Origin of the sequence: Marinomonas aquimarina, assembly GCF_900089755.1 — a bacterium.
Lineage (GTDB): Bacteria > Pseudomonadota > Gammaproteobacteria > Pseudomonadales > Marinomonadaceae > Marinomonas > Marinomonas aquimarina.
The window spans coordinates 13,292-26,036 of sequence record NZ_FLOC01000020.1 but is presented as its reverse complement, the minus strand read 5'-3'; the positions used below and the strand labels follow the sequence as shown (position 1 = coordinate 26,036).

The following is a 12,745-nucleotide window of genomic DNA, read 5'->3' as shown; positions in this document are numbered from 1 at the left end:
GTGTTTGGTTACCTTAACTTTTGTCGAGCAGACTTCTCTTTATAGGTGACATAATGAAATTAAGCTTAATAAGCCTCGTGGCACTGTTTCTCTCTGGGTGTGCCTTAGTAGGGGGCTCCAAATCGCAACTACAAGAAGCTTATTATGTTCCTGTGATTGTTGGAGATCGTCCCGCTAATACTTCACCAGGCGTGACTCCTGTGCATCGCTCAGACGAGCCAAGCAGAGCGGATAAAGCCTATTATGTCCCAGTTATTTCTGAGTAGTTTGATGCTTACTGCTGAAAAATAGCTTGGTATTGTTCTGGTTTGAAGCCAAGTGTAAGGGATTGCTGGTGATCCAACAATGGGCGCTTAATCATCGCTGGTTGTTCTAGCAAGACGTCTACAGCGCTGTCATTGTTCATCGCCGCTTGTGTCTCAGGGTCTAGCTTACGCCATGTAGTACCGCGTTTGTTGACCACGCTTTCCCAGCCAAGCTGCTCAATCCATTGTGATAACAATTCGCGCTCTAGACCATCTTTGCGATAATCGTGGAAGCGATATTCAATCTTGTTGTCATCGAGCCAGCGTAACGCTTTTTTCATGGTGTCGCAGTTTTTGATACCGTAAATAGTTGTCACGATATTTTCCTACCTTATAGTCCGCTATCTTCTAGTCAAAAAAATGCCGAAGCCCCATCGGGTGCTTCGGCATTGGCATAGCAACTGATTAGTTGTGTGCGTGCAATGCTTCGTTTAGGGCGATGGCAGTTTTGTTAGTCTTACACTCGATCGCACCTGTTTCAGAGTTGCGACGGAATAGTAGGTCAGACTGACCAGACAGCTCACGTGCTTTGACCACAGACACTACGTCGTTGTTTTCGTCTAGTACTGCAACTTTAGCGCCTGCTGTGATATAAAGGCCAGATTCAACGGTACAACGATCGCCAAGACCGATACCGATACCAGCGTTGGCGCCGATTAGACACTCTTCGCCGACAGAAATAACGATGTTACCGCCGCCTGATAGGGTACCCATTGTTGAACAGCCACCACCTAGGTCAGAAGCGTTACCAACCACAACACCCGCAGAGATACGACCTTCAACCATGCTAGTGCCTAGTGTACCGGCGTTGAAGTTTACGAAACCTTCGTGCATCACGGTCGTGCCTTCTGCTAGGTGAGCACCTAGACGGATACGTGCTGCATCACCGATACGAACGCCAGTTGGTACCACGAAGTTGGTCATTTTCGGGAACTTGTCTACGCTGAAGACTTCGATCGTACGGCCAGCCATACGCGCGTCTAGTTGACGGTCTGCCAGTTCGCGCACGTCAATCGGACCTTCACTTGTCCAAGCTGTGTTGACCAATAGACCGAACATGCCGTCCAGTTTTGTTTGGTGAGGCTGAACTTGGCGGTGCGAAATCAGTTGTAGCTTCAAGTACACTTCTGCTGGGTTCGCTGGCGCTTCGTCGCTTGCTAGGACACACAATACCACTGGCTGAGAAGACGCTTTTAGACGTGATGCACGCTCACCTAGTTCAATGTGGCCTGCTTTTAGCAGTGCCAGGTGAAGGCGGTTTAGATCGCTTTCGTCCAACACAAGTGTTGCGTTGCCACCTTCGTAGTTTGTGCTTTCCAGTACCGCATCAATGATGCTTTTCTCTGGAGAAACGATTGGCGAAGGGTAGAAAACTTCTAACCAAGTACCTTCTGAGTTTTTAGTGCCAATGCCTAGGCCAATTGCAAAAGTAGAGTCGCTCATTAGAGTAAGTGCTCCTGAAAATTTAATTTTAAAGGTTTTGGTGTTTTTTCATAAAACGGGCAATGCGCTGAGCGGCCTCAACACATTCAGATTCTTCTGCGACAAGGGCCATGCGCACATGGTTTTGTCCAGGGTTATGGCCATTCACTTCACGGCCTAAGTAACTGCCAGGAAGAACAAGAACGGATTCTTCTTGGTATAACTTGATGCAGAATTCTTCGTCGTTCATCGGCAGTTTCGGCCATAGGTAGAAACCGGCTTCTGGTTTTTCAACCGCCATCACTGGAGATAGGATGTCTAGGACTTGGTCGAATTTACGGCCATAGATTTCACGGTTGTTGGCAACGTGTGCTTCATCGTTCCAAGCGGTGATCGATGCCAATTGATGATGTAAAGGCATCGCACAGCCGTGGTAGGTGCGGTATTGCAAAAACGGCTTAAGCAGTTTCGCATCACCGGCAACAAAGCCAGAGCGCAGGCCTGGTAGGTTGGAACGCTTGGATAGAGATTGGAAAATCAAGCAGTGATCGTAGTCGTCGTTACCTAGCTGCACGCACGCGTCTAATAAGCCTAGAGGTTTCTCGTCAAAATAAATCTCTGAGTAACACTCGTCGGCGATAATGGCAAAGTTATGCTGCTTGGCTTTTTCCAGTAAGAAACGGTACTCATCCAGGGTGGTCACTGTACCTGCTGGGTTGTTAGGGGAGCACACAAACAGCAGTTCACAGCGCTGCCATACGTCTTCTGGTACCGCTTGGTAATTAATCTTGTAGTGATTGTCTGCGTCGCATGGCAAGTAGTGCAGTTCAGCGCCAGCTAGGATGCCCGCACCTTCATAAATTTGATAAAACGGATTTGGGCTAACCACCAGTGGGTTTTGCTTTTCGCCGACCAGTGCCTGAGTGATGGCAAACAGCGCTTCACGGGTGCCGGTGACCGGTAGGATTTCTGTGTCGGCGCTTAAGGACTTTAGGTTAAAGCGTTTGACGGCCCACTCAGAAATGGCTTCACGTAAGCTGTTCTCCCCTTTCGTTAGTGGGTACTTTGACACACCATCCAAAGCGTTCTTAAGGGTCTCAAGTACGATGCTTGGCGCGTCGTGCTGAGGTTCACCAATGGTTAGCTTGATCACTGGTAAGTCGGCATTAGGTGTCACGGATGACAATAGATCCGCCAACTTCTGGAATGGGTAGGGGTGTAAAGAATGAATCAAGGGGTTCATGTGGTTATTTATCCGTAGCTTGTGAAAAACGGTCAATGCTGTGTTTTAGGGCATCGCAAATGTGTTGCATGCGTGTATGCTCAGTAATGAGGTCGCCATTTTCCTCAGTAATATAGAAGGTATCTTCTACTCGCTCGCCCAGTGTAGCGATTTTTGCCTTATGGAGCATGATGTTATGTTCCATAAAGAATTGGCCAATCAAGGCCAGTAGACCTGGGCGATCCGGTGCGGTGACTTCCAGTGCTGACCAAACCTCTTCCGGTTGGCTGACAAAGTGGACCGTCGATGGCGCATTAAAAATCTTCAAATGTCGAGGCGTGAAGCGTTTCACCACACTTTCATACAGAGAAGGTGAGTCCAGCTGTTCTATAAGGGTCTTTTTCACTAATTCAATGCGTTCACGATCCAGATGCAGATTAGTGTCGCAATTCTCACCACTTTCCATGACCACAAAGGTATCTAGGCTGTAATGGTTAGAGGTGTTGTTGATCTTGGCATCCAAGATGGTCAAGCCCATTTGTTCAAATAGGGCCGCAGTGACGGCAAACAAATGACTGGCGATCGGCGTATAGATAAACACCTTGCTGGCGCCAGAGAAGTTGCGACCGCCAAGAGGACTGATGGCAACCAATGGCTTGGTACTTGGGCGGTGATTCAGAATGGCCTCAGTGTTCCAAGCAATCTCTTCACCACTGGAGCGAATAAAGTACTCGTCTTCAATTTCAGACCAAATATTTTCCGCTTCGATGATATCGGCATTGCGCTCGATTAAAATTTCCAGAGCGCGTTGCTTGTGTTCATCGCTTTGCATTTCCGCGTCGATAGGAAAGTCTAGACCACGACGCAGGGCGCGTTTGGTTTCTAAATACAGTTGGCGCATCAAGGACGCGCGCCAGCTGTTCCACATGCTTGGGTTAGTGGCATTGATGTCAGCCACGGTCAGCAAGAAGAGATAGTCCAAACGCTCCTGGTCTTTGACGATGCTGGCAAACTCCCAGATCACTTCTGGGTCAGAGATGTCTTTGCGCTGGGCGGTCACCGACATCAGCAGGTGGTGGCGTACTAGCCATTCGATCAGGTCGGTTTCATGCTTATTAAGACCATGGCGTTCACAGAATAAGCGCGCATCGACACAGCCCAGCTCCGAGTGATCACCGCCGCGGCCTTTGGCGATATCGTGATACAAGCCAGCAATGTAAATCAGCTCAACTTTGGCAATATGGCGAATTGCTTGTGACGAAATAGGGAACACCGAGCGGCTTTCTGGGAGTAGAAAACGGCGTAAGTTCTCCACCAGTTGTAGCGTGTGCGCATCCACTGTGTAGATGTGAAATAGGTCGTGTTGCATCTGGCCGATGATGGCGCCAAATTCAGGTAAATAGCGACCTAATAAGCCAATGTGCTTCATTGAGCGCAGAATCGTGGTCATGCGGTAGCGGCTGGCAATGATGTCTAGGAACAGGTTGGTGTTCACTGGATCGTTGCGGTAGCTTTCATCCACCAGTTCAAGATTATCACGCAGGGCGCGCATGGTGTTGGCGCGAATGCCTTTGAACTCACTGCGATCGCCCATGATCTTATAGATTTCCAGCATCGCCGAGGGGGTCTCAGAGAACACATCGGGATGTCGAATCTCTAATTGACCATTGTTGATCTGGAAGCGTTCGTTGATCACCTCAATATCTGGGTTTTCTTCGATGTGCAGGAAGGATTCTTCAAAGTGCTGTAATAACAGGTCGTTTAACTGCTGGATGGCCGCCACGCTTTGGTAGTAGCCCTGCATAAAGCGCTCAACGTTGCGCTTTAGGTCTTCATCATCAAAGCCGAATTCTTTGGCTAAGGTGCGTTGGTGGTCAAACAGTAAGCGGTCTTCTTTGCGGCCAACAATGGTGTGCAGTGCCCAGCGAATACGCCACAGATGTGAGACGGCGCCCTTGATCTGCATGTATTCGTCTTCGGATAAGAACTGTTTGTCGACGAGTGCGCTTAAGCGATGGGTGTGTAAATGGCGCTTAGCCACCCAGTCGATCACTTGCATATCGCGTAAGCCGCCAGGGCATTCCTTTAGGTTTGGCTCAAGGTTGTAAGCAGTATTCTGATACTTGGCATGGCGTTGTTGCTGCTCAAGTAGCTTGGCGCGGTAGAAGGTATGACCGTCCCACATGTGGTTGACGTCAATCTTTAGCTTTAGGTTCGCCAGCAGCTCTTTGTCGCCGTACAGGGTGCGCGATTCAATCAGGTTAGTGATCACGGTGATATCGGTTTCCGCGAGTGACGCGCAATCGCTGATGGTGCGCACCGCATGACCGACATCGAGTTTTAAGTCCCATAAGAAGGTGATAAACGACTCTATTTTGGCCGCATTGGGTTCACGGTCATCATTTAATAGAATCAGCAGGTCAATGTCGGACTTTGGGTGCAGTTCGCTGCGTCCATATCCCCCCACCGCGACCATGGCGATATCACTTTCTTCATGCAGTCCGGCGCGTACCCATGCCGCATGCATGACTTCGTCGTACAATCCAGAGAGGCCTTTTACAAGCTTTTCGATCGGGTATAAATCATGAAATAAGTCATTATACGCCTTTGTTTTTTCGCTTAAGAGCTCGCGAAAGCGCTTGGCGTTGGTTTTTGGTGACGCCAGTTCAAGCTTTTCGGCTTGGCTAAACAAAGGTGGAGCATCAGGAAATGCTGGAAAGTCCATGCAAGGCCTCTTTGGTTGTACTACAGGGCAACAAATTAGACAGTGATCGTATCGTCAGGGCGCAACGTTAAGATTTCAACACCGTCTGCTGTCACCAATAAAGTGTGCTCGTACTGGGCAGATAAACGACCATCTTTGGTTTTCGCGATCCAGTTATCGGGGCCAGTGTGTTTCACCTGCTTTTTACCCGCGTTGATCATTGGTTCGATGGTGAACGTCATGCCTTCTTCTAGTACCACACCTGTGCCTGGGCGGCCGTAGTGGGCCACTTGAGGCTCGCCATGGAAGGTCGTGCCGATGCCGTGACCGCAGTATTCTTCTACTACTGAGTAGTGATTCTTGTGGGCGAAATCGGAAATGGCTGCGCCAATATCACCAAGGCGAACCCCCGGCTTAACCATTTTGATGGCAAGGTAGAGACTTTCTTGGGTGAGTTTACAGAGGCGTTCTACGTGCGCTGGTACTTGGCCAACCGTGAACATCTTGCTGGTGTCACCGTAATAGCCGTCTTTGATAATGGTGATGTCAATGTTGACCACATCGCCTTTTTTAAGGGCCTTATCATTCGGGATACCGTGACAGATCACATCGTTAACCGAAGTACAGCAGGATTTCGGGAAACCGTGGTAGTTAAGCGGGGCAGGAATGGCGCCTTGCTCATTAACAATGTAGTTGTGCACGATGATGTCTAGCTCTTCAGTGCTGACGCCAGGTACCACGTATTGCTCCAACATAGTTAGCACTTCGCCTGCCAGCTTACCCGCTGTACGCATGCCTTCGATATCGCTTACATCTGTAAAACGTGTCGCTGCAGAGCGAGGTGTCCAGCTAGGAACCTCTGCGCGACCGTCCTTAGTTAACTCTTTTACTTTTTGCAGAATTTCGTTGCTCATAATAAAACTGTCTTAAAACTTCACTAGTCTGAGAATCCCAATATTCTACATGAGTTATTGACATTAATCGTCCTGAGATAAGAAAAAAACTTGGAGATTGGTGGGGGGTAATGGGAATATCTGCTTTTGTAAATCTGGCTTTTGTGGTATAAAACGCCGGCTTATTCTTGATCGTAAGACTAAGCTATAAACTAAACAATCTAACGACCTTGTTGCCTAGTTAAAAATAGACACTCTGGGGTGCCTGAAATTGCTTTAAATTTCAAAAGGCTGAGTGGCTAGGGCTAACAAGTTAACCTAACCCAAAATTTGAAGGATAGTAAAATGCCTACAGTTTCTATGCGCGACCTGCTACAGGTTGGTTCACACTTTGGTCACCAAACTCGTTACTGGAACCCAAAAATGAAGCCATTCATTTTCGGTGCACGTAACAAGATCCATATCATCAACCTTGAGCACACTGTACCAGCACTTAACGAAGCTCTTGAGCTAGTTAAGAAAATGGCTGAGAACAAAAACAAAGTTTTGTTCGTAGGTACTAAACGCGCTGCATCTAAAACAGTTGCTGAGCAAGCTTCTCGCGCTGCTATGCCATACGTAAACCACCGTTGGTTAGGTGGTATGTTGACTAACTACAAAACGATCCGTACGTCTATCAAGCGTCTACGTGATCTAGAAAGTCAGCAAGCAGACGGCACTTTCGAAAAACTAACTAAGAAAGAAGCCCTAATGCGCACTCGCGAACTTGAGAAACTAGAGCGCTCTCTAGGTGGTATCAAGGATATGGGTGGTCTTCCTGACGTTCTTTTCGTAATCGACGTTGACCACGAGCGTATCGCAATCAAAGAAGCTAACAAGCTAGGTATCCCTGTTATCGGTATCGTTGATACTAACAGTGATCCAGATGGCGTTGATTACGTAATTCCTGCAAACGACGACGCAATCCGCGCAGTTCAGTTGTACGTTTCTGCATTCGCTGACGCATCTCTAGAAGGTCGTGCGGCAGCTGCTGGTAGCGCTGACGAGTTTGTTGAAGTAAACGAAGCCACTGAAGCGTAATTTACGGCTCTAACGGGTCTGTTTTTATAAAAGGGGGGAGGGTTCTCTCTCCTTTTTTTAAATTTTGTTATCGTACAAGGGGAATTGACATGGCCGCAGTATCTGCAGCAATGGTAAAAGAACTACGTGACCGTACTGGCCTAGGCATGATGGAGTGTAAAAAAGCTCTGACTGCAGCTGGCGGTGACATCGAAGTAGCAATCGAAGAGCTACGTAAATCAAGTGGTATGAAAGCAGCTAAGAAAGCTGGTCGTACTGCAGCTGAGGGTACTATCATCATGCGCGTTGCAGATGATAACTCTTACGGCGTATTGGTTGAGATCAACTCTGAGACTGACTTCGCAGCACGCGACGAAGGCTTCCTAGCGTTCGCTAACAAAGTTGCTGACGCGGTATTCGCTTCTAAAGAAACTGATATGGCTGTTGTGATCTCTGGCGAAATGCTAGAAGCTCGTGAAGCGCTTGTTCAGAAGATCGGCGAAAACATCACTCCACGTCGTGCAGTCGTTGTTGAAGGCGGTCTAGTTGCTGGTTACCTACACAGCAACGGTCAAATCGCTTCTCTAGTTCAGCTAGAAGGCGGCAACGAAGAGCTTGCAAAAGATGTTGCGATGCACGTAACTGCTGTTAACCCACGTGTTGTACGTGGCGAAGACATGCCAGCTGAAGTTCTTGCTAAAGAAGAAGAAATCATCCGTGCTCAACCAGATATGGCTGGCAAGCCAGCTGAGATCGTTGACAAGATGATCGGTGGTCGTATCAAGAAATTCTTGGCTGAAAACAGCCTAAATGACCAGCCATTCGTTAAGAACCCAGAAGTAAAAGTTGCTCAACTAGCGAAAGACGCTGGTGCAACAGTATCTTCTTTCGTTCGCATCGAAGTAGGTGAAGGTATCGAAGTTGAAGAAACAGACTTCGCTGCTGAGGTTGCTGCTCAACTTAATAAAGGCTAATTGCTGATAAAGTTTTGAGTAAAATAAGGGGCAGCTAGACTGCCCCTTTTTATGAATAGCCTATTGAGGTGGCTTTGTTTCAACCTCAATAATTACTTCTCACCATTACCGGAGGTTCTAAATGCCTAAAGAAACCAATCCAAGATACAAACGCATTTTGTTGAAATTAAGTGGCGAAGCGCTACAAGGCGATGAAACCTTTGGTATTGATCCAAAAGTGTTGAGCCGTATAGCACTAGAGATCGGCCAGTTGCGCGGTATCGGTGTGGAAGTCGGGATTGTTATCGGTGGTGGTAACTTGTTCCGTGGTCAGGCACTAAGCCAAGCGGGAATGGACCGAGTGACTGGCGACCATATGGGAATGCTGGCGACGGTTATGAATGCGCTAGCGATGCGTGATGCGCTTGAACGTGCGAATATTTCGACTCGCGTTATGTCTGCGATTACGATGACGGGGATTGTTGAGCCATACGATCGTCGTCGTGCGATGCGTCACCTAAAAGACGGTGATGTGGTTATTTTCTCTGCCGGTACTGGTAACCCATTCTTTACAACTGACTCTGCTGCGTGTCTGCGTGGTATCGAGATTGATGCGGATGTCGTGCTGAAAGCGACAAAAGTGGATGGTGTTTACTCTGCGGATCCAATCAAGGACCCAAGTGCAGTGAAATATGGTACATTAAGCTACGATGAAGTTTTGGAAAAACAGTTAGGCGTCATGGATTTAACGGCTATCTGTCTAACTCGTGACCATCAAATGCCAGTGCGCGTATTTAATATGAACAAGCCAGGGGCTCTGATTAACATCATGACCGGTGGCGACGAAGGTACCGTTATTAAGTGAGGAAATAATGATTAACGAGATTATAAAAGATGCTGAAGAGCGCATGGGGAAAGCCGTTGTAGCGGTAGACAACGCGTTCAAAAAGATTCGTACAGGTCGTGCACACCCAAGCCTTTTAGATCCTATCAAAGTGAACTACTACGGTAGCGAAACTCCTCTTAACCAAGTGGCAAACGTTACAGTAGAAGACGCTCGTACTTTGGGTGTTTCGCCATGGGAAGGTAACATGGTGCCTGAAATTGAAAAGGCGATCATGAAATCCGATCTAGGTTTGAACCCATCTACAACGGGCAACTTGATTCGTATCCCACTGCCAGCTTTGACAGAAGAAACGCGTGGTAACTACTACAAGCAAGCAAAATCTGAAGCGGAAAATGGCCGTATTGCGATTCGTAACATTCGCCGTGATGCGAACAACAGTCTAAAAGACCTAGTGAAAGAAAAAGAGATTTCTGAAGACGAAGAACGTCGTGGTCAGGATCAAGTTCAAAAAGTAACAGACAAGTACATCGCTCAAATCGAAGAGCATTTGGCTGCGAAAGAAAAAGATCTAATGGAAATCTAATAAAAGAGGCAGGTGCTGTGCGCCTGCCTTTTTTCTGACTAGGTAACTCTATGTCGAACCAAACGTTGGCTGTCGACAGCCAATCTGTTCCTGCCCACGTGGCCATTATTATGGATGGTAATAATCGCTGGGCGAAAAAAAAGCACTTACCAAGTATTGCTGGCCACCGCGCAGGCGCTGCCGCCGTGCGTAAAACAGTTGAATCTGCGGCACGTAGTGGTGTTAAAGTGCTGACTCTGTTTGCTTTCTCGAGCGAGAATTGGAAGCGCCCCCAAGCGGAAGTTGACGGCTTGATGGGGTTGTTTATGCGTTCTTTGAAAAAAGAAGCAAAGCGTCTTAATGAGCACTCAATCAAATTAATGGTGGTGGGCGATAAATCCGGCTTTAGTGCAGGTTTGCAAGAGCAAATTGCCTTAGCGGAACAAGCGACTGCGGATAATCAAGGTATGGTGCTTGCCATTGCGGCAAACTATGGTGGTCGTTGGGATATTGCTCAGGCCGCGCAGGTACTAGCGCAGCAAGTGGCCGCTGGAGAGCTGACACCGAGTGACATCACGGAAGAGACCCTAGGGCAGCATGTCTGCTTGGCGGGGCTTCCTGAATTGGATTTGATCATACGCACTTCCGGCGAGGAGCGTGTGAGTAACTTCTTGCTATGGCAACTTGCCTACGCGGAATTTATTTTTATGCCAGTGCTTTGGCCTGACTTTGATGGCGCACACTTTGAAGAAGCACTGATGATTTATCAACAACGTCAACGACGATACGGTGGGCGATAGTTTTATGCTTTTACCAAGAGTTCTTAGCGCAATCGTAATGGCGCTGTTGTTTATTTATGCGGTATTTGTTTTAGGAGCCTCGGGCTTTCAGGTCGCCATGGGGGTAGTCGTACTGCTAGCAGGCTGGGAGTGGGCGCGTTTATCCGGTATTACACGCCAGCAAGGACGAATTGCCTTTGCTGGTCTAGTGGGGACCTTGTGTTACGGGGTAGCGATTTTTGATCTGCAACGTGCGATTTTATGGGTGGCCCCTATTTTGTGGTTGATGGCGCTATTCTGGGTCATCCACTATCCCACCGATAAAGGCTGGCAGTCTCGCTTTGTACGCATCGTATTTGGCTTGCTGGTCTTGGTAAGTACTTGGTCGGCCATGGTCGTGTTGCGTGACTCCAATGACTTTGTGGTTTGGGTGTTGCTATTGATGGGCTTGATCTGGGGGGCGGACTCAGGAGCCTACTTCTCAGGTAAAGCGTTTGGTAAACGTAAACTGGCCGTAAAGGTATCCCCGGGCAAGTCTTGGGAAGGGGTAATTGGTGGCGTGCTACTGACTCAAGTAGGGGTAGCGGTGTTTGCGGCAATGACCTCTCTTGAAAGTGTTGCCTGGTTGCCTTTGGCCGTGATGGCATTCATTACCGTGATGACGTCTGTGTTGGGTGATCTGACGGAAAGCCTTTTCAAACGCCATGAAGCCCTTAAGGATTCCAGTCAACTGATTCCAGGTCACGGTGGTGTAATGGATCGGGTTGACAGTTTGACGTCTGCGGCGCCAATTTATGTCTTGTTGCTGAGCTTTGTAGGTTGGGTGTAATGCAAAAGATTTGTCTTCTTGGTGCAACAGGCTCAATTGGTCGTAGTACCTTAGATGTGATTGCTCAGTACCCTGATCAGTTTGAATTGGTCAGTGTGGCAGCGAATGCCAGTGTTGAACGTATGGCAGAGATCTGTCGTACGTTCAAACCCAAACGTGCAGTGATGGGAAGTGCCCAAGCGCGTGATGAGTTAGCCGCCTTGTGTGCCGATCTGGATACGCAATTTGAATATGGCAGTGCGGCGATGGAAAGCATTGCCAGCGATGATTGTGACCAAGTGATGGCCGCTATTATGGGCTTTGCGGGTCTGCGTCCAACGCTAGCGGGGATTCGCGCTGGTAAGCGTGTGTTACTGGCGAACAAGGAGAGCTTAGTCACCGCTGGCCGCTTGTTTATGGAAGAAGTGGCCAAGCATAATGTTACCTTGATGCCGATTGACAGTGAGCACAACGCAATTTTTCAATGTTTGCCACAGAATGAGGCGGGCGCGACCAAGCGTGACGTGGACAAAATACTGTTAACCGCATCGGGTGGGCCATTTCGTACCTTCTCGCCTGAGCAGATGCGGAGCGTGACACCAGCACAAGCGTGTGCACACCCGAATTGGTCTATGGGGCAAAAAATTTCGGTGGATTCCGCCAGCTTAATGAATAAAGGCTTGGAATTGATCGAGGCTTGCTGGCTGTTTGATGTCACGCCGGCGGATGTGCAAGTGGTCGTGCATCCAGAGAGCATTGTGCATTCCATGGTGTCGTTTAAAGACGGCTCTGTGATTGCGCAAATGGGCAACCCAGATATGAAAATTCCGATTGCCTACGGTATGACTTGGCCGGCTCGCATTGAAACCGGTGTTGAAGCGTTGGATTTTTTTAAGGTTGCTCAGTTGAATTTTGAGGCGCCGGATTTGGAACGCTTCCCAAACCTTAAGCTCGCTAGCGATGCTTGGTATTTGGGCGGTACGGCAATGGCTTGCTTGAATGCAGCCAATGAAGTGGCAGTGGATGCTTTTCTCAAAGAGCAAATTTCTTTCTTAGATATTGCTCGTCTAAACCAGCGTGTACTTGAACGCTCTGAGATTAAAGCTGTCAATGATTTAGAGGCAGTGTTTGCGGCTGACCAAGCGTCGCGACTGCTGGCGCAACAATTGATCGCTTCGGAGTTTGCATAAC

At 48.3% G+C, this 12,745-nt stretch carries 12 protein-coding genes; 7 read left to right on the top strand and 5 right to left on the bottom strand.

Translation table 11 applies throughout. The features are described 5' to 3' along the window. Positions 1–274 precede the first annotated feature (274 nt). From MAQ5080_RS15065 to map, 5 genes are all read right to left on the bottom strand, one after another. Positions 275–622: an ArsC family reductase gene (locus MAQ5080_RS15065; protein ID WP_067212278.1), complete on the bottom strand. Its 348-nt coding sequence runs from the start codon at positions 620–622 to the stop codon at positions 275–277. 88 nt (positions 623–710) lie between these two features. Continuing rightward, entirely contained in the window at positions 711–1,748 is a 1,038-nt protein-coding gene (gene dapD, locus MAQ5080_RS15060; protein WP_067212281.1) for a 2,3,4,5-tetrahydropyridine-2,6-dicarboxylate N-succinyltransferase, read from the bottom strand. A 28-nt stretch (positions 1,749–1,776) separates the two neighbouring features. Then, positions 1,777–2,970 (bottom strand): succinyldiaminopimelate transaminase, encoded by a 1,194-nt coding sequence (dapC, locus tag MAQ5080_RS15055; RefSeq protein WP_067212284.1) that lies wholly within the window; start codon positions 2,968–2,970, stop codon positions 1,777–1,779. A gap of 4 nt (positions 2,971–2,974) precedes the next feature. Then, complete coding sequence (glnD, locus tag MAQ5080_RS15050; RefSeq protein WP_067212286.1) at positions 2,975–5,674, bottom strand: [protein-PII] uridylyltransferase; 2,700 nt, start codon at positions 5,672–5,674, stop codon at positions 2,975–2,977. A 35-nt stretch (positions 5,675–5,709) separates the two neighbouring features. Then, a complete protein-coding gene (gene map / locus MAQ5080_RS15045) occupies positions 5,710–6,567 on the bottom strand; it encodes a type I methionyl aminopeptidase (RefSeq protein ID WP_082861141.1) in 858 nt (285 codons plus the stop codon). 324 nt (positions 6,568–6,891) lie between these two features. Here map and rpsB point away from each other — a divergent pair, with 324 nt between their 5' ends. The 7 genes from rpsB to ispC all read left to right on the top strand — a co-directional run bounded on the left by rpsB (position 6,892) and on the right by ispC (position 12,744). Continuing rightward, the gene (rpsB, locus tag MAQ5080_RS15040; protein WP_067212289.1) at positions 6,892–7,626 is read left to right on the top strand and encodes a 30S ribosomal protein S2; all 735 of its coding nucleotides are present in this window, start codon (positions 6,892–6,894) and stop codon (positions 7,624–7,626) included. 89 nt (positions 7,627–7,715) lie between these two features. Next, the gene (gene tsf / locus MAQ5080_RS15035; protein ID WP_067212292.1) at positions 7,716–8,579 is read left to right on the top strand and encodes a translation elongation factor Ts; all 864 of its coding nucleotides are present in this window, start codon (positions 7,716–7,718) and stop codon (positions 8,577–8,579) included. Positions 8,580–8,700: 121 nt separating this feature from the next. Continuing rightward, a complete protein-coding gene (gene pyrH / locus MAQ5080_RS15030) occupies positions 8,701–9,423 on the top strand; it encodes a UMP kinase (protein WP_067212295.1) in 723 nt (240 codons plus the stop codon). A gap of 7 nt (positions 9,424–9,430) precedes the next feature. Next, complete coding sequence (gene frr, locus MAQ5080_RS15025; protein WP_067212296.1) at positions 9,431–9,988, top strand: ribosome recycling factor; 558 nt, start codon at positions 9,431–9,433, stop codon at positions 9,986–9,988. 50 nt (positions 9,989–10,038) lie between these two features. Next, positions 10,039–10,767: a polyprenyl diphosphate synthase gene (gene uppS / locus MAQ5080_RS15020; protein WP_067212298.1), complete on the top strand. Its 729-nt coding sequence runs from the start codon at positions 10,039–10,041 to the stop codon at positions 10,765–10,767. A gap of 4 nt (positions 10,768–10,771) precedes the next feature. Beyond that, on the top strand, positions 10,772–11,575 hold the full coding sequence (locus MAQ5080_RS15015) for a phosphatidate cytidylyltransferase (RefSeq protein WP_067212340.1): 804 nt from the start codon (positions 10,772–10,774) through the stop codon (positions 11,573–11,575). Next, positions 11,575–12,744, top strand: coding sequence for a 1-deoxy-D-xylulose-5-phosphate reductoisomerase (ispC, locus tag MAQ5080_RS15010; RefSeq protein WP_067212300.1), 1,170 nt, complete (start codon positions 11,575–11,577; stop codon positions 12,742–12,744). The genes MAQ5080_RS15015 and ispC overlap by 1 nt, the downstream gene beginning before the upstream one ends. The last annotated feature ends 1 nt before the right edge of the window (position 12,745 follow it).